The organism is Actinomycetospora flava (assembly GCF_037400335.1).
In the GTDB taxonomy this organism is placed as follows: Bacteria; Actinomycetota; Actinomycetes; order Mycobacteriales; family Pseudonocardiaceae; genus Actinomycetospora; species Actinomycetospora flava.
In genome coordinates this window covers 73,992-93,629 of sequence record NZ_JBBEGM010000005.1, presented here as the reverse complement: position 1 = coordinate 93,629, position 19,638 = coordinate 73,992, and the positions used below count along the sequence as shown (strand labels likewise).

Annotated in this window: 18 protein-coding genes; 12 read left to right on the top strand and 6 right to left on the bottom strand. The window is 75.0% G+C overall.

Annotated features, from left to right (window positions below; all coding sequences use genetic code 11):
• Window positions 1–192 precede the first annotated feature (192 nt).
• Both WCD58_RS14005 and WCD58_RS14000 read left to right on the top strand, forming a co-directional pair.
• On the top strand, window positions 193–2,307 hold the full coding sequence (locus WCD58_RS14005; RefSeq protein WP_337703656.1) for a lipopolysaccharide biosynthesis protein: 2,115 nt from the start codon (window positions 193–195) through the stop codon (window positions 2,305–2,307).
• Window positions 2,308–2,446: 139 nt separating this feature from the next.
• Window positions 2,447–3,439 carry a heparin lyase I family protein gene (locus WCD58_RS14000; protein WP_337703655.1) on the top strand — a complete coding sequence of 331 codons (993 nt, stop codon included), beginning with the start codon at window positions 2,447–2,449 and terminating at the stop codon, window positions 3,437–3,439.
• A gap of 53 nt (window positions 3,440–3,492) precedes the next feature.
• Here WCD58_RS14000 and WCD58_RS13995 read toward each other — a convergent pair whose 3' ends face one another.
• On the bottom strand, window positions 3,493–4,413 hold the full coding sequence (locus WCD58_RS13995) for a glycosyltransferase family 2 protein (protein ID WP_337703654.1): 921 nt from the start codon (window positions 4,411–4,413) through the stop codon (window positions 3,493–3,495).
• A gap of 225 nt (window positions 4,414–4,638) precedes the next feature.
• Between WCD58_RS13995 and WCD58_RS13990 the strand changes: the two genes are divergently transcribed.
• Complete coding sequence (locus WCD58_RS13990; protein WP_337703653.1) at window positions 4,639–5,724, top strand: carboxylate--amine ligase; 1,086 nt, start codon at window positions 4,639–4,641, stop codon at window positions 5,722–5,724.
• A gap of 48 nt (window positions 5,725–5,772) precedes the next feature.
• On the top strand, window positions 5,773–7,191 hold the full coding sequence (locus WCD58_RS13985; protein WP_337703652.1) for an MFS transporter: 1,419 nt from the start codon (window positions 5,773–5,775) through the stop codon (window positions 7,189–7,191).
• Between the two features lie 14 nt (window positions 7,192–7,205).
• On the opposite strand, the gene WCD58_RS13980 is transcribed toward WCD58_RS13985, so the two are convergent.
• Entirely contained in the window at window positions 7,206–7,991 is a 786-nt protein-coding gene (locus WCD58_RS13980) for a phosphatase PAP2 family protein (protein WP_337703651.1), read from the bottom strand.
• A gap of 170 nt (window positions 7,992–8,161) precedes the next feature.
• Between WCD58_RS13980 and WCD58_RS13975 the strand changes: the two genes are divergently transcribed.
• From WCD58_RS13975 to WCD58_RS13960, 4 genes are all read left to right on the top strand, one after another.
• A complete protein-coding gene (locus WCD58_RS13975) occupies window positions 8,162–9,877 on the top strand; it encodes a GGDEF domain-containing protein (protein ID WP_337703650.1) in 1,716 nt (571 codons plus the stop codon).
• Between the two features lie 130 nt (window positions 9,878–10,007).
• Window positions 10,008–11,474 carry a bifunctional UDP-N-acetylglucosamine diphosphorylase/glucosamine-1-phosphate N-acetyltransferase GlmU gene (glmU, locus tag WCD58_RS13970; protein WP_337703910.1) on the top strand — a complete coding sequence of 489 codons (1,467 nt, stop codon included), beginning with the start codon at window positions 10,008–10,010 and terminating at the stop codon, window positions 11,472–11,474.
• An 8-nt stretch (window positions 11,475–11,482) separates the two neighbouring features.
• The gene (locus WCD58_RS13965; RefSeq protein ID WP_337703909.1) at window positions 11,483–12,454 is read left to right on the top strand and encodes a ribose-phosphate diphosphokinase; all 972 of its coding nucleotides are present in this window, start codon (window positions 11,483–11,485) and stop codon (window positions 12,452–12,454) included.
• On the top strand, window positions 12,447–13,061 hold the full coding sequence (locus WCD58_RS13960; RefSeq protein WP_337703649.1) for a class I SAM-dependent methyltransferase: 615 nt from the start codon (window positions 12,447–12,449) through the stop codon (window positions 13,059–13,061). Before WCD58_RS13965 ends, WCD58_RS13960 begins: the two co-directional genes overlap by 8 nt.
• A gap of 69 nt (window positions 13,062–13,130) precedes the next feature.
• Here the strand turns inward: WCD58_RS13960 and WCD58_RS13955 are convergent, their stop codons facing one another.
• The gene (locus WCD58_RS13955; protein ID WP_337703648.1) at window positions 13,131–13,418 is read right to left on the bottom strand and encodes a class I SAM-dependent methyltransferase; all 288 of its coding nucleotides are present in this window, start codon (window positions 13,416–13,418) and stop codon (window positions 13,131–13,133) included.
• Window positions 13,419–13,433: 15 nt separating this feature from the next.
• The gene (locus WCD58_RS13950; protein WP_337703647.1) at window positions 13,434–13,769 is read right to left on the bottom strand and encodes a methyltransferase domain-containing protein; all 336 of its coding nucleotides are present in this window, start codon (window positions 13,767–13,769) and stop codon (window positions 13,434–13,436) included.
• Between the two features lie 152 nt (window positions 13,770–13,921).
• Here WCD58_RS13950 and WCD58_RS13945 point away from each other — a divergent pair, with 152 nt between their 5' ends.
• From WCD58_RS13945 to WCD58_RS13930, 4 genes are all read left to right on the top strand, one after another.
• The gene (locus WCD58_RS13945; RefSeq protein WP_337703646.1) at window positions 13,922–14,641 is read left to right on the top strand and encodes a 50S ribosomal protein L25/general stress protein Ctc; all 720 of its coding nucleotides are present in this window, start codon (window positions 13,922–13,924) and stop codon (window positions 14,639–14,641) included.
• A gap of 9 nt (window positions 14,642–14,650) precedes the next feature.
• Entirely contained in the window at window positions 14,651–15,241 is a 591-nt protein-coding gene (gene pth, locus WCD58_RS13940) for an aminoacyl-tRNA hydrolase (protein WP_337703645.1), read from the top strand.
• A 174-nt stretch (window positions 15,242–15,415) separates the two neighbouring features.
• Window positions 15,416–16,171: a CPBP family intramembrane glutamic endopeptidase gene (locus WCD58_RS13935; protein WP_337703644.1), complete on the top strand. Its 756-nt coding sequence runs from the start codon at window positions 15,416–15,418 to the stop codon at window positions 16,169–16,171.
• Window positions 16,168–16,803 carry a hypothetical protein gene (locus WCD58_RS13930; protein WP_337703643.1) on the top strand — a complete coding sequence of 212 codons (636 nt, stop codon included), beginning with the start codon at window positions 16,168–16,170 and terminating at the stop codon, window positions 16,801–16,803. Before WCD58_RS13935 ends, WCD58_RS13930 begins: the two co-directional genes overlap by 4 nt.
• Here the strand turns inward: WCD58_RS13930 and WCD58_RS13925 are convergent.
• The gene (locus tag WCD58_RS13925) at window positions 16,751–18,529 is read right to left on the bottom strand and encodes an ABC-F family ATP-binding cassette domain-containing protein (RefSeq protein WP_337703642.1); all 1,779 of its coding nucleotides are present in this window, start codon (window positions 18,527–18,529) and stop codon (window positions 16,751–16,753) included. The two genes, WCD58_RS13930 and WCD58_RS13925, sit on opposite strands and share 53 nt — an antisense overlap.
• Before the next feature lie 81 nt (window positions 18,530–18,610).
• A complete protein-coding gene (locus WCD58_RS13920) occupies window positions 18,611–19,615 on the bottom strand; it encodes a 4-(cytidine 5'-diphospho)-2-C-methyl-D-erythritol kinase (protein WP_337703641.1) in 1,005 nt (334 codons plus the stop codon).
• Window positions 19,616–19,638 lie beyond the last annotated feature (23 nt).

The following is a 19,638-nucleotide window of genomic DNA, read 5'->3' as shown; positions in this document are numbered from 1 at the left end:
CCTGCCGACGCCCGGCCCGACGACCGCACCCGCGGCGGTGGGCCGTTACCTCTTCGATACGCTCCGTGTCATGCCTCGCTCCCCGCGCCGGCACGTCCGGCGACCGGCTGCCCGCCCGGGCGGTGAGGTGTCCCCTGCCCGTGGCTCACACACGAGACCCGGCTCCGGAGAAGTGACCGTGCCGCTCCGCGCATGAGCGGCCCGGCGCCGCCGGGAGAGCCGGCACCGACCACGACCGCCACGAAGGACAAGGCGGCCGAGGCGACGGCGCAGCCCTCGATCGACAAGCTCGGCAAGACCCTCCAGCGCGGTGCGAAGATCTCCGCGATCGTCCTCGTCGTCACGCAGACGATCTCGCTGATCCAGACGCTGGCGGTCGCGCGGCTGCTCAGCCCGGCCGAGGTCGGCGCCTTCACGGCGGGCTCGATCCTCACCAACTTCCTCGTCACCTTCACCGAGGGCGGCCTGCGCGCGGCGCTCATCCAGCGCGAGAAGGACCTCGAGGACGCGGCCGACACCGTGTTCTGGGTGACGCTGGTCAACGGCATCCTGATGTCGGGCCTCGCGTTCGCGGTCTCACCGCTCATCGGCGCGTTCTTCGGCGGCGACGTCGCGGGCGCCGTGTGCGCCGCCACCGCCGCGGTCCTCACGATCCACGCGCTCACCAACGTGCCCGACGGCCTGATGCAGCGGCGCTTCAACTTCAAGCGCCGCATGATCGTCAACCCGTCGACCGCGCTCACCTTCGCCGGCACCGCCATCGCGCTCTCGGCGCTCGGCTTCGGCGTGTGGGGCCTGGTCATCGCCCTCTACGCCTCGCAGGTCGTCACCCTGGTGCTGACCTGGTGGCTCGCCGGCTGGTGGCCCGGGCGCGGCCGGTTCAGTTTCGCGCTGTGGCGCGAGATGGCGCGGTTCGCGTTCCCGCTCATCGCGAGCGAGTTCGCGCAGAAGGGCCGGGAGTTCATGGAGGCCGGCCTCACCGGCCGCTTCCTCGGCCAGGGCCCGCTCGGCATGTACCGCTACGGGCGGCGCATCGCGGCCCTGCCCGGCACGGCGATCATCCAGATCGCGTCCTACGTGCTGTTCCCGGCCTTCTCGCGCATCGCCAAGGACGCCGGGCGCCTGCGCCGGGGCTTCCTGCGCGCGATGACGGCGCTGTGGGTGACCGCGCTGCCCGCGGGCGCCCTGCTCGTCGCGATCGGCGAGCCGCTGGTGGTCGTCGCGCTCGGCGAGGAGTGGCGCGGCGCCGGGCTCGTGCTCATGGGCATGGCCGGCTACGGCCCGGGCATGGCGCTCGGCTCGATCGGCAAGGAGTCGATCAAGGGCACGGGGCGCAGCCGCCTGCTGAACTGGATCACCGCGACCAGCCTGGTCGTCACGGCGATCGCCCTCTTCGCGCTGCTGCCCACGCTCGGCCTCCTCGGCGTGGGCATGGCCGCCTCCGCCGAGGCGCTGGCCGCGGGCTCGCTGGCCATCGGGATCGGGATGCGCGTGGCGGGCGTGCGCGTGGGCGACGCGCTGCGCGTGCTCCTCCCGGTGCTCCTCGCCGGCGTCGCCGCGCTGGTCGCGACGTTCGTGCTCGAGAACGGCTTCTTCCACTCCGACACGCGCCCGATCGTCATCGGCATCGGGCTGCTCCTCGTCGACGTCCTCGTGTTCGCCGGCATCTACCTCGGCCTGCTGCGGATCCTCTCGCCGTCGGTGAGCCGCGAGCTCTACGCCGGCGTGCGCTCGGTGATCAAGCGGCCGAAGAAGACGTCGGGCGCGGACGCGGCGACCCCGGAGCCGGCGCCGGAGACCGTGGTGGTGGGCGCCGACACCGCCGCCGCCGAGGTGCCCGTCGACCCGATGACCGGGCGCCCCACCGAGGCGATCCCCTCGCGCCAGGCCGCGCTGGACGACGCCCCGACCGTGCTCATCCCCTCGGGCGCGGGGCGCGAGACCGCACCGGAGTGGGCCGTCGCCATGACCGAGCGGCTCTACGCGGCCCCGTTCCCGCCGCCCATGCCGCCGCCGGGGGCACCGGGGCCGCCGTCGCCGCCGACCGGTCACCCCCACCCCTGGCACGGACCGAACGGGCACGGACCGAACGGGCACGGGCCGCACGGGCACGGGTCGCACGGCTCCCGCGGCCCGCACGGGCATTCCGGGCCCGGTCCCGCGAACGCCCACCCGCCCGCGTACGGACGGCACGCGGCCGCTCCGCACCGCCCGCCGGGGGCGGGGCGCAGCGACGGTGAGGGGCGCCACGCGAGCCGGTCGGAGCCCCTGCGTGTGCTGCGCGGACCGCGCCGCGACGACGACTGACGCCCTGCTCCGGGTCGCCGCGAGCCGACGGGCCCTTCACCCGGTCCGGGTACGCTCGATCTCGCCGGGAGGTGCGGTGCCCCACCCCGGAGCGGGCGCCCCTCGTCGGCGTCCGACGTCCTCGACAGCCAGGAGCGGTGTGACCACGACCGACGGTGCACGCACGCGGACGGGCACGGCGCGCCCGCGCCGGCCCCTGGCCCGGCGCCTGGTCGCGGCGGCGGCCGCCGGGCTCGTCGCGGTCCTCGTCGGGCTGCTCGCGCCCGGTCCCGCGCTGGCCTCCACGCCGACGCCGCCCGGGGGTGACGGGCTGGTCTGGCGCGCCGACACCGGCGGCGACATGCTCAGCTCGTTCCGCCGCAACGACTACAACGAGCAGGACGGCGCGCCCCGCGAGGTGGCCTCGCCGTCGGGCCACGGGCAGGCGCTGCAGTTCTCGCTCGACGGCGGCGACCAGCGCAGCGAGCTCCTGCCGCGCGTGCCGGACGGCCGCGAGGGTGACGTCTACTACTACGGCTACCGCGGGCAGCTCGCCGACGACTTCCCTGTCGACGCCCAGCGCTTCCAGATCCTCATGCAGTGGCACCACTACGGCGACGAGGGCTCGCCGCCCGTGGCGATCGCCGTGCAGGACGGCCAGCTGATGATCACCGGTGGCGACGACGACCGGAACCAGGCCTACCAGCAGTCGATCGCCCCGATCAGCCCCGGCGACCCGATCGACATCATCGTGCGCATCGTGTTCTCGCGGGACCCGGAGCGGGGCACCGTCGACGTCTGGAGCGCCGGGCGCCGCACGGTCACGGCCTTCCACCCGCCCGACGGCACGCTCTACGACGACGGCGACTACATGAAGGTCGGGCTCTACCGCTCGCAGGACCTCTCCGACCCCGCGAGCCTCACGCTCGACGACGTCGCCGTCGGGCGCACGCGCCAGGCGGTGGACGCGGCGATGGTCGACCAGGGTGCCTCGTCCGCGCAGGGCACGCCCGACGCGAGCGGCGCCGACGAGTCGAGCGGATCGAGCGGGTCGGACACCACCCTGCGCGTCGGTCTCGCCGCCGGCGCCCTCGCGCTCGTCGGCGCGCTGGTCGCCGTGGTCTCCGTGGTGCGGCGCCGCCAGATGCGCTGAGCCCCTCGTGAGTGCTTTCCGGGCCTCCGGGCCCGGAAAGTGCGCACGAGGGTTCAGGCGGCCGCGGCGGCCTTGCGGTCGCGGCGGTGCAGCACGTACCCGAGGGGCGCGGCGGCGGCGTGCAGGAGCTTCGCCTGCGGGCTCGTCAGCGCGCGCCCCTGCTCGCGGAACCCCTGGCCGTCGTCCCAGGAGAAGCGGGCGTAGTTCGCCGCCGCGCGCACGAAGCCGCGCGGGTCGTAGCGGAACCAGCCCAGCTCCTCGTTCAGCGTGATCTTCCAGCGCAGCGCGAACGCCGGCGCCCGCCAGATCGCGGCCGCCCGGCTCTTCTGCGTGATCGAGTCGTCGCCGTCGACGTGGTAGGTGCGCAGCACCTCGTTGACGAAGCGCGTGCGGTAGTGCCGCGAGATGCGGTTCCACACGATCGCGTCGGGCACGTTGGGCTGGCCGTCGACCTCGGGGAACGGGAACTCGCGGCGCACCGCCGTGGTCTGGAAGCCCCACTTCTCGCCGGTGACCCCGTACCGGTAGCGGATCTCCAGCGCGTCCGAGTCGGTGGGGTCGTGCGGGAAGCGGGAGCCGACGATCTCGCCGTGCTGGTCGTCGCAGAGCGCGGTGACCGCCGAGAACCCCGGGCGCCGGTCGTCCGGGATGCCCTGCCAGTGCGCCGCGAAGCGCTCGAGGGCCTCGGGACGGCACTCGTCGTCGGAGTCGAGCGGCAGGAACAGCTCGCCGCGCGCCTCCCGGGCGCCGAGGTTGGCGGCCTTGTGCTTGCCGCCGTGGTCCTGGCGCACGTACCGGATCGGGAAGTCCGCCTCGGCGGCCCAGCCGGCGACGAGCTCCTCGGAGCCGTCGGTGGACCCGTCGTCGACGATCAGCCACTCGAAGTCGCGCAGCGTCTGCGCCTGCAGGCTCTTGTACACGCGGGGCAGCGTGTGCGCCCGGTTGTAGCTGGCGGTGAACACCGTGAACAGCACCTCGGTGAGGTTACCGGGGTGCCCGGCAGCGCCTCGGCGGGGCCGCCGCGTCCCCTTCGCCCGGGTCGCTCGGTCGTGTCCGAACCGTGTCTTTACGCTGCCCTCATGAGCCTGCACCAAATGGGGGGTGTGGCCGGCGCTGTTCCCGCCTTCGTTCTCGGCGGGTACGAGGCAGGGCTGGCCGTGGTCGGTTCGTTGGGCCGAGCGGGTGTCCCCGTCGTCACCGTGTTGTCGTCACCCCGGGAGCTGACCCGGCACTCGCGGTACGTCGCCGCGTCGGTCACCGTGCCGGACCCGGCCGACGACCCGACCGGGTACGTGGGGGCGCTGCTGCGCCTCGCCGACACCCACGGACCGGGCGTCCTCGTCCCGACCACCGACGAGGCCCTCGAGGCCGTCTCGGCCCATCACCACACGCTGGCCGCGCGCCACACGGTCGCCTGCCCGACCGAGGCGGTCGCGCAGACGTTCCTGGACAAGCGGATCACCAGCGAGGTCGCCGACCGCGCGGGCGTCGAGGCCCCGCGCACGGTCTCGCCGGACTCGTACGGCGAGCTCGAGTCGCTCCTCGAGCGCCTGCGCCTGCCGTGCCTGGTCAAGCCCGCCGAGAGCTACCGGTACAACCGGGCGTTCGGTGTGAAGATGAAGCGCGTGCACACGCCCGACGAGCTGCGCACGGCGTGGGGCGAGGCCCACGAGCTCGGGATCGGCACGATGATCCAGGAGCTGATCCCGGGCCCGGAGACCGGCGGCGTCAACTACAACGTCTACGTCGTCGACGGCGAGCCCCGCGTGGAGATGACCTCCCGCAAGCTGCGCCTCTCGCCCCGGGACTTCGGCTACCCGTGCGCGGTCGTCAGCCGCGTCGTCCCCGAGGTGATCGAGCCGGGCCGGGCGATCGTCGCCGCCATGGGTCTCGAGGGCTTCGCCAACGTCGAGTTCAAGCAGGACGAGCGCGACGGCCGGTACAAGCTCATGGAGGTCAACGGGCGGCCGAACATGTCCGGCCGGCTCGCCGTGCGCTGCGGGGTCGACTTCCCCCTGCTGACCTACCGCCACCTCGTGCACGGCGAGGCGCCGGTCGCGCCGTCGTGGCCGGAGGGCGTGCACTGGGTCAACGAGTTCAAGGACAGCCGCTCCCTGCTCGACCACTGGCGCGACGGGCGGACGCCCTGGCTGCGCGGCCTGCGGCCCTACCTGTCGAGCGGCGTCTTCGCGACGTTCGACGCGCGCGACCCGCGGCCGTTCCTGGCCCGCGTGCGTGACCGCGTCGGCACGGAGAAGACGGCGGCACCGTCGCCCGCACATTGAGTCGGCGCGGAGGTCTGCCCGGGACATCACCCGGGTAGAGCCTTCGCCATGCCGAATCCCGAGGCGAGCTCCGACGGGCCCCACACCGTCGACGGCGTCACGGTCACGCCGCCAGGTCTGGTCCGGCGCGCGGTCACGGCGTCGGGGATCGGCAACGTCACCGAGTGGTACGACTTCGGTGTCTACGCCTACCTGGAGACGACGATCCAGGTGGTGTTCCTGCCGCCGGGCACCGCCGGGGGCCCGATCATCACCGCCGCCCTGTTCGCGGCGTCGTTCCTCGCGCGGCCCTTCGGCGGGCTGTTCTTCGGACCGCTGGCCGACCGCATCGGCCGCACCAAGACCCTCGCCACGACGATGCTGCTGATGGCGGTGGCCACGTTCGGGATCGGCGTCCTGCCGACCTACGCCTCCATCGGCATGGCGGCGCCGCTGCTGCTGCTCCTGTGCCGGCTGCTGCAGGGCTTCTCCACGGGCGGCGAGTACGCCGGGGCGATGACCTTCGTCGCCGAGTACGCGCCGGACCGCCGCCGCGGCTTCCTGGCGAGCTTCCTGGAGTTCGGCACGATCACCGGCTACCTGCTCGGTGCCGGCGTGGTGACCGTGCTCCAGGCGGTCCTCGGCGAGGACTCCCCCGAGCTCCTGAGCTGGGGCTGGCGCATCCCGTTCCTCATCGCCCTGCCGATGGGCATGATCGGGCTCTACCTGCGCTACCGCCTCGAGGAGACCCCGGCGTTCAGCCAGCTGTCGGAGTCCTCGGAGGAGCAGGGCAAGCAGTCGTTCCGGGAGTTCTTCCGCGCGGCGGCCCGTTACGGGTGGCGCCCGGTGCTGGTCTGCGGCGGCCTGGTGATCGTCTTCAACGTCACCAACTACTCGCTCACCACCGTCGTGCCCACCTACCTCACCGAGACCCTCGGCGAGTACGGGGCGCCGACGCTGACGACGACGACGTCGCACGTCCTGCAGATCATCCTGTTCGTCGTGCTCCTGGCCATCGTGCCCGTGCTCGGCAGGCTCTCCGACCGCGTGGGCCGCAAGCCGATCATCCTCACCGGCTGCGTCATGCTCCTGGTGCTCGCGCTCCCGGCGTTCCTGCTGATGCGCACCGGGTCGATCCCCGGCGTCCTCGGGGGCCTGCTCCTACTGGGGATCACGATGGTGTGCTTCAACGCGACCATGCCCTCCACGCTGCCCTCGCTGTTCAGCACCGGCGTGCGCTACGGGTCGCTCGCGATCACCTTCAACGTCGCGGTCTCGGTGTTCGGCGGCACCACGTCGGTCATCGTCGAAGGGCTCATCGCCCTCACCGGTGTGCTCGTGATGCCGGCGGTGTACCTGATGCTCGCGGCCGTCGTCGGCCTCGTCGCCGTGCGCTACCTGCGGGAACCGGGGAGCCGGCCGCTGCCGGGCTCGCAGCCCTCGGCCACCTCGGACGAGGAGGCCCGCGAGCTCGCCGCGGCGCGCTGACCCACTCCTCGCGCCTACTCCTCGCGCACGGCCCGCGGCAGCACGTCGGTGGGGCGCTCGCGGGGGTCGAACGAGCGGGGGTCGGGGCCCGGGTCGGCGACGACGTCGGACCACGCGTCCACCGCCAGCGCGGCGCCGAGCACGACGGCCACCGCGACCCCGAGCGCCCCGAGGGTGTCGGTCGGGTAGTGGTAGCCGCGGACGACGAGCCCCACGCCGACCGCGAGCACGAGCCCGGCGAGGCCCGCCACCGCGAGCAGCCGCAGCGCGCGCGGCAGCGTCGTCAGCCCGAGCACCAGCACCCCGCAGGCGACGGCGAGCGAGGCGACCGAGGTCGTGTGCCCGCTCGGGAACGCCAGCTCGCCGCCGCGCGTGCGCTCCACGAGCGGCTTGAGCACCAGGGACGTCGTGATCATCGCCGTCGGCGGGCCGACGAGCACGAGCGCGAGGCCCCGCCCGCCGCGCAGGAACCACGCGAGCGGCGCGAGCACCAGCAGGGCTACCGCCACGGGCAGCGGGCCGCCGAGCGCCGCGAAGGCCTCCGCGAGCACCCGCGGCACGCCGTGCTGCGTGTCGAGCAGCGCGGCGACCTCGCGGTCCGTGCGCCCCGCGTCCGTGTGCCCGGCGTAGCGCCAGGCCAGGACGGCGGTCACCAGCGCCGCGGCGAGCGCCGTGAGCGCCACGCGGCCGCGGGCACCGGCCCGGACCAGGGGCACCGGGAGCGCCTCCCGGAACGGGGTGGCGGCGGGACGCGTGAGGCGCGTGGGGGTGGGCGTCGTGCCGGTCGTGGAGGGCGGCATGGGCGTACACCCTGCACGATCACCGGCCCGGTGCCGGGAGCCTCCCCGGGACGGGGCAGAGTGGTGCCCCACAGTCGGCAGGGCGTCAACACGGCGGCGCGGCCACCGCTCGATCGTTCGAACCGGACCCCCCGTCCGGAGGGTGCGGTGCTGGAACGCCGGAGGTGGGCATGCCCGCGGATCACGGCCGGGACGGCGCGAGCACGACCACGATCCACCCCGTCGCGTCCGCCTCGCACGCGCGCGCGGAGGCCCGCGCCGCGCTGCTCGCGCGCACGAGCGCCGCCGTCGCCACCGCCACCCTCGTCCCCTCCCCCGACCCCCGGGGCAGCACCGCCGAGCTCGACGCCGTGCTCGCCGCGCCCGCCGCCCGCGCCGGCGAGCCGGGCCTGCGGGCGCTGCTCCTGCGCCAGAGCCTCGTCGCCCGCGTGCTGCTGGCCGCCGAGCCGGGCGGGTCCCCCGTCTCGGACCTCGGTGTCGAGGCCCAGCTCGACGAGCTGCTCGAGCTCGTCGCCGCGCACGGGCTGTCGCTGTTCGGCGCGGACGCGCAGATGCTGCGGGCCCGCCGCGCGCTGCTCGCCGGCGACGAGGAGGCCGCCCTGTCGGCCGTCGCGACCGGGCTGGCCCACCTCGAGGAGCCGGTGCTCGTCGACCACGCCCCCACCGTCGCCGAGCACCGCCACAACGTGCGGTGCGCCCGGCGCCTCGCGGCCAGCACGCTGGTGTCGCTGGGCCTGCACGACCTCGCCGACACCCTCGTCGAGCAGCCCGCCGACGACGGGACCGGCGGCTACGACCGCGTGCGCCTCGGGGTGTCGTGGGGCCTGCGCCTCGAGCGCGCCGGGCGGCCCGGCGGCGAGCGCCTCCGCGACGCCCTCGCCGTCGCCGGGCGCCTCTGCCACCACGCGTCGGGCACCGAGCGCCCGCTGCTCGCCGCCGCCGGGGTGCTCGCGTGCCCGAGCCGCGGGCCGGCGCCCACGCCCGAGGAACGCCGGGTCGCGAGCCGCGGCGCCGCCGCGCTGGCCGCCGGCACCGTGGTGCCCTCCCAGCACGACCGCCTCATCGTGGAGCTGGCCCGGTCCCGCGCGCTCGAGCGGGCCGGCGACGACGACGCCGCGGTCGCCGTGCTCGCGACGCGCCGGGCGCGCCCGCCCCGGGGCGAGGCGAGCCTCATGCTCGCGGTCACCCGCGAGCTCGCCCGGCTGCGCACCCGGATCGCGACCTCCGGCGGCCCCCGCCACGCGGCCGAGACCGCGCTCGGCGAGTACGTCGCCGACCTCGAGGCCGAGCTGTGGGCGCTGCACCGCGCGCGGGCGCTGTCCCTGCGCACCGGGCTGGCGCACGACCGCCTGCGCCGCGAGCACGGGCAGGTCACCGCCCTCGCGCTCGCCGACCCGCTGACCGGTCTGCCCAACCGCCGGGCGCTCGACCGCCACCTCGAGGAGGTCCTCGCCGGGCCCGGTTCGCCCGCCGTCGCGATGATCGACGTCGACCGCTTCAAGCAGATCAACGACACCACGTCGCACGCCCGCGGGGACGAGGTGCTGCGCGGGGTGGCGACGGCGCTGCGGTCCTCGCTGCGGGCCCCCGACCTCGTCGCGCGCTACGGGGGCGACGAGTTCGTCGTCGTCCTGCCCGACACCGCGGTCGCCGACGCGGCCGCCGCGCTGGGCCGCGCCCGGGCCGCGGTGGCGGAGCTCCCCGCCGCGCAGGGACGCCCGGTGACGCTCTCGGTCGGCGTGGTCGCGGCCCGCGGCGGCGAGGGCCCCGAGGACGTCCTCGCCCGCGCCGACGCCGCCATGTACGCCGCGAAGCGGGCCGGCGGCGACGCCGTGCGCACCCACGACGGGCCGCCGACCGGAGCCCTGCCGGTGAGCCGTGGGTGACGGCTCCCCGCACCCGTCCCGGCGCACGCCCCGGCCGACCGGCGAGGACGCGGTCGTAGGATCGGTGCGTCGAGCCCCGGACCCGGGGCCGGTCCGTGCAGGAGTGGCAGGAGTGGGAGTCACCGAGCCGATGCCGCCGAGCTCGACCGCCAGCCCGACCGCCGTCGTCGTCCTGGCCGCCGGTGAGGGCACCCGGATGCACTCCGCGACGCCGAAGGTGCTCCACCCCGTCGGGGGCCGCAGCCTGCTCGGCCACGCCGTGCACGCGGCCGCCGGCACGAGCCCGGAGCACCTGGTCGTCGTCGTCGGCCACGAGCGCGAGCAGGTCGGCACCCACACCCTCGGGCTCGCCGCCGAGCTCGACCGCGAGGTGCGCACCGCCGTGCAGGACCGCCGGCGCGGCACCGGCCACGCGGTGGCGTGTGGCGTCGCCGCGCTGCCCGACGACCTCACCGGCACCGTCCTCGTCTCCTACGGCGACGTGCCGCTGCTCGACGCGGCGACCCTGCGGGCGCTCATCGGCGAGCACGCCTCCGGCGACTACGCCGTCACGCTGCTCACCGCCGAGCTCGACGACCCGCGCGGGTACGGCCGGGTGGTCCGCGACGACGACAACCAGGTCACCGCCATCGTCGAGCACCGTGACGCCTCGCTCGAGCAGCTCGCGATCGGCGAGGTCAACTCGGGCGTCTACGCCTTCGACCTCGTGTTCCTGCGCGACGCGCTGAGCCGGCTGACCACCGACAACGCCCAGGGCGAGCTCTACCTCACCGACGTCGTCGCGATCGCCGCGCGCGAGCAGCACGGGGTCGGCGCCGTCGAGACCGAGGACCCCTGGCTCGTCGCCGGCGTCAACGACCGCGTGCAGATGGCCGAGCTGGGCGCCGAGCTCAACCGCCGGCTGCTGGAGCGCTGGATGCGCGCCGGGGTCACGGTCGTCGACCCCCGCTCGACCTGGGTGGACGTCGGCGTCCGCCTCGAGCGCGATGTCACGCTGCACCCGGGCACCCAGCTGCACGGCACCACGAGCGTCGCCGAGGGCGCGACGATCGGCCCGGACACCACGCTCACCGACGTCACCGTGGGCGCGCGGGCGGCCGTGGTGCGCACCCACGGGTCGTCGTCGCGCGTCGGCCCGGAGACCTCCGTCGGCCCCTTCGCCTACCTGCGCCCCGGCGTCGAGCTCGACGCCCGCGGCAAGATCGGGACGTTCGTCGAGGTCAAGAACGCCCACATCGGCGAGGGCAGCAAGGTCCCGCACCTGACCTACGTCGGCGACGCCACGATCGGCGAGTCCAGCAACATCGGGGCGTCCTCGGTGTTCGTCAACTACGACGGGGTCGCCAAGCACCGTACGGTCGTGGGGTCGCACGTCCGCACCGGCTCGGACAACACCTTCGTCGCCCCCGTGACGATCGGGGACGGCGTCTACACCGGTGCGGGCACCGTCGTCCGCGAGGACGTGCCCCCCGGGGCCCTCGCGGTGTCCTCGGGGCCGCAACGCAACATCGAGGGCTGGGTGACCCGGAAGCGTCCGGGCACCGCCGCGGCGCAGGCCGCCGAACAAGCAGCGAAGGCCGAGCAGGAGGACCCGTGACCGTCAGCATGTCGTCGACGCCGAAGAAGAGCCTCATGCTCTTCTCCGGGCGGGCCCACCCGGAGCTCGCGGAGGAGATCGCCAAGGAGCTGGACGTCACCATCACCCCGCAGGCGGCGTACGACTTCGCCAACGGGGAGATCTTCGTCCGGTTCGAGGAGTCGGTCCGCGGCTCCGACGCCTTCGTGATCCAGAGCCACACCGCCCCGATCAACCAGTGGATCATGGAGCAGCTCATCATGATCGACGCCCTGAAGCGGGCGTCGGCCAAGCGGATCACCGCGGTCGTGCCGTTCTACGGCTACGCCCGGCAGGACAAGAAGCACCGCGGCCGCGAGCCCATCTCGGCCCGCCTCATCGCGGACATGCTCAAGACCGCCGGCGCGCACCGGATCATGACGATCGACCTGCACACCGACCAGATCCAGGGCTTCTTCGACGGTCCCGTCGACCACCTGCTGGCCAACAAGGTCCTCGCCGAGCACCTGCGCGACACCTACGCCGACCACGACCTCGCCGTCGTCGCCCCCGACTCCGGTCGCGTGCGTGTCGCCGAGAAGTGGGCGGACATGATGGGCGGCGTCCCGCTGGCCTTCATCCACAAGACCCGCGACAAGACGCGCCCCAACGAGGTCGCCGCCAACCGCGTCGTCGGCGACGTCGCCGGGCGCTGCTGCATCCTCGTCGACGACATGATCGACACCGGCGGCACGATCGCCAAGGCCACGGAGGCGCTGCTCGCCGACGGGGCGTCGGACGTCGTCATCGCCGCCACCCACGGCGTGCTCTCCGGCCCCGCGGTCGAGCGGCTGTCGACCTGCGGCGCCCGCGAGGTCATCGTCACCAACACCCTGCCGATCCCGGACGAGAAGCGCTTCCCGTCGCTGACCGTCCTGTCGATCGCGCCGGTCATCGCCCGCGCCGTGCGGGAGGTCTTCGAGGACGGTTCGGTGACGAACCTCTTCGACGGGAATGCCTAGCCTCTGGACCGAGCACGTCGTCCCGCGGCTGGTCGACGTCGCGCTCGGCGGCGAGGACGTCCGTGAGCTGCGGGAACGCGTCGTCTCGCGGGCGCGGGGCGAGGTGGTCGAGCTCGGGTTCGGCAGCGGGCCGGCGCTGCCGCTCTACCCGGCGGCCGTGACGTCGGTGCGTGCCGTGGAGCCGTCGCAGGTCGCGCGGCGACGGGGTGCGCGGCGGATCGCGGAGGCGTCGATCCCGGTCGAGCACGTGGGCCTCGACGGCGCGGACCTCGACCTCCCCGACGACAGCGCCGACACCGTCGTCAGCACGTTCACGCTCTGCACGATCCCGGACGTCGACCGCGCGCTGCGCGAGGTGCGCCGGGTCCTGCGGCCGGGCGGACAGCTCCTCTTCCTCGAGCACGGCCTGTCCCCCGACCCCCGCACCGCCCGGTGGCAGCACCGCCTCGACGGCCTCCAGCAGCGCGTCGCCGGCGGGTGCCACCTGACCAGGCCCATCGACGGGCTCGTCCGCGACGCGGGCCTGACGGTCACCGACCTCGCCCACGACCGCCTGCGCGCCCCGGGCCCGATGTCCTACCTCTACCTCGGCGCCGCGACCCCCTGAGCGGCGGAGATCACCGGGCCGAAACGCACCCGCGAGGGGCCCGGAACGTGTCTGTCCGCCTGCTGATCTTCAGCGCGGCCGCTGCGCGAGCATCGCCGCCTGCGGCAGCGCCTGCGCGCGCGACCCGGGCTCCGGCGCGCGCAGGACCCGGGCCGTGACGTCGAACCCCGCCTGCGCGAGGAGCGCCGCGACGGCGTCGGGCCGCAGGCGGCGGAAGTCCAGCGAGACGGGGTGTCCGAAGGCCTCGTCGTGGTGGGAGACGTCGTCGCCGACCTGGAACCCGAGCAGCAGGTACCCGCCGGGGCGCAGCACGCGGCGGAACCCGGCGAGGACGGCGGGCAGCTCGGCCGGCGGCACGTGGATCAGCGAGTATCAGGCGACCAGGCCGCCGAGGGAGGCGTCGGCGGCGTCCGGGGCCGCCATGTCGCCGACCGCGAACGCGATCCCGGGGTGCTCGCGGCGGGCCAGCGCGACCATCGCCGGCGAGAGGTCGACGCCCCGCACCCGCACCCCGCGCGCGTGCAGGTGCGCGGCCACGCCGCCGGGCCCGCTGCCGACCTCGAGCACGTCCCCGTCGACGAGCTCCGCGAACGCACCCAGCACCGCCCGGTCGAGCGGCGAGCCCGCCAGCTCGTGGCGGAAGTGCTCGGCGTACTCGGCGGCGATGGCGTCGTAGCCGGCGCGTGTCGCGTCCCGGTCGAGGGTCACCGGCGCAGCGTAGGTATCGTGGTGGGCGCACTTCGGCGAGGGCCGACCCGCGTGGGCCGGCCGTGATCGACGCGGTGCGGTCGACCCGGGCGTCCGGGGTCCGGCCGCGCGCGGCGCGCCGACCCCGAGACGAACCGCAGGAGAGAACCACCATGGCCGACGAGGTCCGCATCGCGGCGGAGTCCCGCACCGAGTTCGGCAAGGGCGCCGCCCGCCGCGTGCGCCGCGCGGGCAAGGTCCCCGGCGTGCTCTACGGGCACGGCACCGACCCCGTGCACCTGGCGTTCGACACCGTCGAGTTCGCCGCGGCGCTGCGCGAGAACGGGCGCAACGCCCTGCTCACCATCACCGGGCTCGGCGGGCAGCCGCAGCTCGCGCTGACCAAGAGCATCGCCCGCGACCCGATCAAGGGCTTCTTCGAGCACGTCGACCTCGTCCTCGTCCGCCGTGGCGAGAAGGTCCAGGTCGACGTCCGCGTCGTGATCATGGGCGAGGCCGCCTCCGGCACGCTCGTGTTCCAGAACGAGGACACGCTGACCGTCGAGGCCGACGCCACCAGGATCCCCGAGGAGATCACGGTCGTCATCGAGGACGCCGAGATCGGCACGCAGTTCCTCGCCGGCGACATCCAGCTGCCCGAGGGTGCCGAGCTGATCTCCGACCCCGAGCTCCTCGTCGTCAACGTCACCGAGGCGCCGACCGAGGAGGCCATGGAGGAGGAGATCGACACCGAGGGTGCGGGTGTCGAGGAGGACGCCTCCGAGGAGGAGGCCGCCGAGACCGGCGAGTCCTCCGATGCCGCCGACGGCGACCAGCCCGCCGAGGGCTCCTCCGGGTCGTCCGACTCCTCCGAGTCCTCCGACGAGAGCTGACCGGCCCACGTGAGCTCTCCCGCTGCCCGGCCCGACGGCCCCCTGCTGGTCGTCGGGCTGGGCAACCCGGGCCCCGACTACGAGGGCACCCGGCACAACGTCGGGTTCGTCGTCGCCGACGTCCTCGCCGGGCGCCTCGGCAGCCGGTTCTCGCCGCACAAGCGCTCCGGCGCGGACGTGGCCGAGGGCCGGCTGGCCGGACGCCGCGCGGTGCTCGCGAAGCCCCGCGGCTACATGAACCTCTCGGGCGGGCCGGTGGCCGGCGCCGCCCGCTTCTTCTCGGTCGACCCGACCGACGTGATCGTCGTCCACGACGACCTCGACCTCGAGTTCGGCGTCGTGCGCCTCAAGCGCGGCGGCGGCGAGGGCGGCCACAACGGGCTGCGCTCGATCTCCAAGTCGCTCGGCACCAAGGACTACCTGCGCGTGCGCTTCGGCATCGGCCGCCCGCCGGGGCGCCAGGACCCCGCCGACTACGTGCTCAAGCGCTGGTCGTCGGCCGAGCGCAAGGAGCTCGACGTCTCGGTCGAGCTGGCCGCCGACGCCGTCGAGGCGCTCGCCGCCGACGGCCTCGAGCCGGCCCAGAACCGCATCCACTGACGGTTCGCCGACGTCGCGTCACCTCGTCGGCACCCACGGTCTCCGCACTCCACCGAACCGACGCCGCCCGGGGGCCGGACGGCGGCTGGTCGTCCGGACCTTCCCGGCGGATCCTCCGGGGCTACGCGCCCGAGAGTCCTCGGCGCCGGTGCTCGCGCCGCCGAGGAGCCCGTCATGCGACCGATCCGACGCCACCCTCTCGTCACGTTCTTCGTGCTGACGTTCGTGATCGGCTGGAGCCTCGTCCCGTTCGGCTCGTTCGGGGCCTTCGCACCCCTGGTCGCCGCCCTGGTCGTGGTGCCGATCGCGCAGGGACGGGCCGGGCTGGTGGAGCTCGGACGGCGCATCATCCGCTGGCGGGTGCGCTGGTACTGGTGGGCGCTCGCGATCGGGGTGCCGCTCGCCGTGCACCTGCTCGCGACGGTCCTGACCAGCGAGCTCTCCACCCTCCGGTGGGCCGCGACGGGCGACGCCCTGCTGTTCTTCTTGCTGCGGCTCGTCAACCCCACCGACGGCCCGCTCGGCGAGGAGCCGGGCTGGCGCGGGTTCGCGCTGCCCGGGATGCAGTCGCGGCTCTCCCCGCTCGCCGCCACCGCGATCCTCGCCGTGGTCGTCACCGTCTGGCACCTCCCCCTCGCCTTCCTCGAGGGCGGCGACCCGTGGCCGGTCCTGCTGTCGCTCGTCGTCGGCACGGTCGGGGTGACCTTCTGGTACACGTGGCTGTTCGACCACACCGGCGGCAGCGTCCTGCTGGTGCTCGTGGCGCACAGCGTCGAGGGGGCGATCGACGACGACTCCGTCCTCTACTTCGCCCTCTGGCCGGCGCTCGCGGTGGTCCTGGTCGTCGCGGACCGGCGCTGGTGGCTGCGGCCGGCCCCGGTGGCGGCGACGACGTCGCTGCCCGAAGCGCCGGGCCGGGTCCTGCGATGAACGCGCCCGTCGCCGCCGGCCTGCCGCTCGCCCGCGCCGCGGGCCCGCTCGCCACCGTCGCCGGCGCCCTCGTGGTGCTCACCGACCTGGGCCGGCTGGTCGGGGGGCACGACGTCGTGGCCTTCGGCGCCGACCCGCTCACGATCGTCGCCAACGCCGGCTACGCGGTGTCCTTCGCGGTGCTCGCCGTCGCCCTGGTCGCGGTGTACCTGCGCCAGGCGCGCGAGGCCGGGACGTTCGGGGCGCTGGCGTTCGCCCTCGCGCTCGTCGGCGTCGTCGAGCACGCCGGCAACATGTGGTTCGACGGCTTCGCGGCGCCCTGGCTCGCCGTCGTGGCGCCCGGCGCGTTCGGCGCCGAGCGCCCGGCGGTCCTGCTCACCGGCGCGCTCGCGAGCTACGTGCTGTTCGGGCTCGGCTGGGTGCTGCTGGGCGTCTCGGTGCTGCGCGCGGGCGTGTTCCCGCGCTGGTCCGGGGTGGCGCTGCTCGTCAGCGGGGTGCTGGGTCTCGGGGCGGGCGCGGCGCCGTTCGGCGTCCCGGTCGGGCTGACGTTCCTCGCGCTGGGCGTGTGGCTGGTGCGGGTCAGTCGACCGCGTTCTCCAGCCACGCCTCCTCCAGCTGCTCCCGCTCGCTGAGCAGCGCGCGCAGCTCGGCGTCGAGCTCCTGGAGGCGCCCGGGCTCGGTGGCCGCGGCGGCGAGCTTCTCGTGCAGCTTCGCCTCCTGGGTGGCGATCTTCTCCAGGCGCCGCTCGATGCGCGCGACCTCCTTGCGCGCGGCGCGCCGGTCGGCCTCGCCCTTGTCGGCTCCCGCGGACGTCGCCGACGCGGAGATCGACGGCGCGGGCGCCTGGCCGGCGCGCCGGCGCAGGTACTCCTCGATCCCCCCGGGCAGGTCGGTGATCCTCCCGTCGCCGAACAGGGCGACGGCGCGGTCGCAGACGCGCTCGGTGAGGTAGCGGTCGTGGCTGACGACGACGAGCGTGCCCGGCCAGCCGTCGAGGAGGTCCTCGAGCTGCTGGAGGGTGTCGACGTCGAGGTCGTTGGTGGGCTCGTCGAGCAGCAGCACGTTCGGCTCGGTCATGAGCAGGCGCACGAGCTGCAGGCGCCGGCGCTCGCCGCCGGAGAGGTCGGAGACCGGGGTCCACTGCCGCGACGCCGGGAAGCCGAAGCGCTCGGCGAGCTGCGAGGCGGTCTGCTCGTACTTGCCGATGGTCACCCGCTCGGCGATGTCCTCGACGGCCTGCAGCACGCGGCGGTGCATGGGGAGGTCGGCGAGGTCCTGCGACAGGTGCGCGAGCCGGACCGTCGTGCCCTGCACGCGCTTCCCGCCGTCGAGGGGGCGCTCGCCGCCGACGGCCCGCAGCAGCGTCGTCTTGCCCGAGCCGTTGATCCCGACGATGCCGATGCGCTCGCCCGGGCCGATGCGCCAGGTCTGGCGGTTCACCAGCGTTCTGTGCTCACCTCCCTCCTGGCTGCCGACGGTCAGCGTGGCGTCCTCCAGCTCGATCACCGTGCGCCCGAGGCGGTGCTTGGCCATGGTGACGAGCTCGACGGTGTCGCGGGGCTCGGGGACGTCGGCGATCAGCGCCTCGGCGGCCTCGACGCGGTAGCGCGGCTTGGACGTGCGCGCCTGGGGCCCGCGCCGCAGCCACGCGAGCTCCTTGCGGGCGAGGTTGCGGCGGCGCTGCTCGGCGGCGTCGGCGAGCCGCGCCCGCTCCGCCCGCGCGAAGATCCAGTCGCCGTAGCCGCCCTCGTACTGCTCGACGTGCCCGTCGACGACCTCCCAGGTGCGCGAGGCGACGGTGTCGAGGAACCAGCGGTCGTGCGTCACGACGACCAGCGCGGTCCGGCGCGCGATCAGGTGCTCGGCGAGCCAGCCGACGCCCTCGACGTCGAGGTGGTTGGTGGGCTCGTCGAGCACGAGGAGGTCGAGCTCGCGCACCAGCGCCGCGCACAGCGCGATCCGCTGGCGCTCCCCGCCGGACAGGCCGTCGACCGGCGCGTCGAGCCCGCGGTCGCCGCCCGGGCGCAGGCCCTCGACGACGGCGCGGCTGCGCGGGTCCGCGGCCCACTCGTGGTCGGGCACGGGTCCACCCAGGACGGCCTCCCGCACGGTCTCCCCCGACAGCCGCGTCTGCTGGGTCACCAGCGCCATCCGCAGCCCGCGCACCGGGCTGACGCGCCCGGCGTCCGGGGTCAGCGCGCCGGCGAGCACCGAGATCAGCGTCGACTTCCCGCCGCCGTTGCGGCCGACGACGCCGATGCGGTCGCCGGTGTCGACGCCGAGCGAGACGCCGTCGAGGACGGGCTTGGGGCCGCCGAAGCCGATCGACACCGACTCCAGGTTGACGAGGTTGGGCACGGTTCAAGTCTCCAGGGGAGCGCGAACGGGGAGTTCGCGCGCGTAGAAGCAGCGAACAGGCCGTTCGCTGCGGAAGGCGGGTCAGGCGTAGGCGCCGGGCCCGGGGTCGGGGCGCGGCGGGGACGGCGGGTTCGGGGAGCCGCCGTCCCCGTCGACCACGCGGGCGCCGGGGACGGGGCCGTGGGCGACGCGGACGGTGCGGCACACCCCGGCGCCGGCGAGCTCGGCGGCCACGCGCACCGCGGCGTCGTGGCCGTCGCAGAGGAACACACAGGTCGGCCCGGAGCCCGACACGACGCCGGCGAGCGCGCCCGCGTCGACGCCGCCGCGCAGGGTGCGGCGCAGACCGGGGTCGAGGCTCACGGCGGCGGCCTGGAGGTCGTTGCCGAGCAGGAGCGCCAGCGAGCGCGCCTCGCCGGACGCGAGCGCCTCGAGCACGGGCTCGACGTCGCCGACCCGCCGCGGCGCCTCGGGCCGGGCGCGCAGGCGGTCGAGCTCGCCGAACACCGTCGGCGTCGACAGCCCGTGGTCGGCGACCGCGACCACCCAGTGGAACGTGTGCCGCGAGAGCACCGGCACGAGCCGCTCGCCGCGCCCGGTGCCCAGCGCCGTGCCGCCGTGCAGGGCGAACGCGACGTCCGAGCCGACCTCGGCGGCGATCTCCATGAGGCCCTCGCGCCCCATGTCCAGGCGCCACAGGCTGGCCGCGGCGAGCAGGGCGCCCGCCGCGTCCGCGCTGCCGCCCGCCATGCCCCCGGCGACCGGGATCGCCTTGTGCAGCCCGATGCGCACGTCGGGCTGCCGGTCGGCGCGCCGGGCGAGGGCCTCGACGGCGCGCCAGGCGAGGTTGGTGGTGTCGTCGGGGACCTCGGAGACGTCGACGCCGTCCGCGCCCGAGACCGTCACGCCCGGCTCGATCGCGTCCCTGACCGCCCGGGTGACGCTGACCTCGTCGGCGATGCTCAGCGCCTGGAACACGGTGACGAGGTCGTGGTAGCCGTCGTCGCGCAGGTCCCCCACGGCCAGGTGGAGATTGATCTTGGCCGGGACGCGGACGGTGACCGGCGGTCCGACGGCGGAGAGCACCTGTCCAGGGTACGGACCACGTC

Bases quoted from the DNA above. Each gene is read 5' to 3' on its own strand.
- WCD58_RS13965 (WP_337703909.1), top strand. From the start codon at position 11,483: ATGTCGTCGACGCCGAAGAAGAGCCTCATGCTCTTCTCCGGGCGGGCC.
- glmU (WP_337703910.1), top strand. From the start codon at position 10,008: ATGCCGCCGAGCTCGACCGCCAGCCCGACCGCCGTCGTCGTCCTGGCC.
- WCD58_RS13935 (WP_337703644.1), top strand. From the start codon at position 15,416: ATGCGACCGATCCGACGCCACCCTCTCGTCACGTTCTTCGTGCTGACG.
- WCD58_RS13930 (WP_337703643.1), top strand. From the start codon at position 16,168: ATGAACGCGCCCGTCGCCGCCGGCCTGCCGCTCGCCCGCGCCGCGGGC.
- WCD58_RS13960 (WP_337703649.1), top strand. From the start codon at position 12,447: ATGCCTAGCCTCTGGACCGAGCACGTCGTCCCGCGGCTGGTCGACGTC.
- WCD58_RS13975 (WP_337703650.1), top strand. From the start codon at position 8,162: ATGCCCGCGGATCACGGCCGGGACGGCGCGAGCACGACCACGATCCAC.
- WCD58_RS13985 (WP_337703652.1), top strand. From the start codon at position 5,773: ATGCCGAATCCCGAGGCGAGCTCCGACGGGCCCCACACCGTCGACGGC.
- WCD58_RS13945 (WP_337703646.1), top strand. From the start codon at position 13,922: ATGGCCGACGAGGTCCGCATCGCGGCGGAGTCCCGCACCGAGTTCGGC.
- WCD58_RS14005 (WP_337703656.1), top strand. From the start codon at position 193: ATGAGCGGCCCGGCGCCGCCGGGAGAGCCGGCACCGACCACGACCGCC.
- WCD58_RS13980 (WP_337703651.1), bottom strand. From the start codon at position 7,991: ATGCCGCCCTCCACGACCGGCACGACGCCCACCCCCACGCGCCTCACG.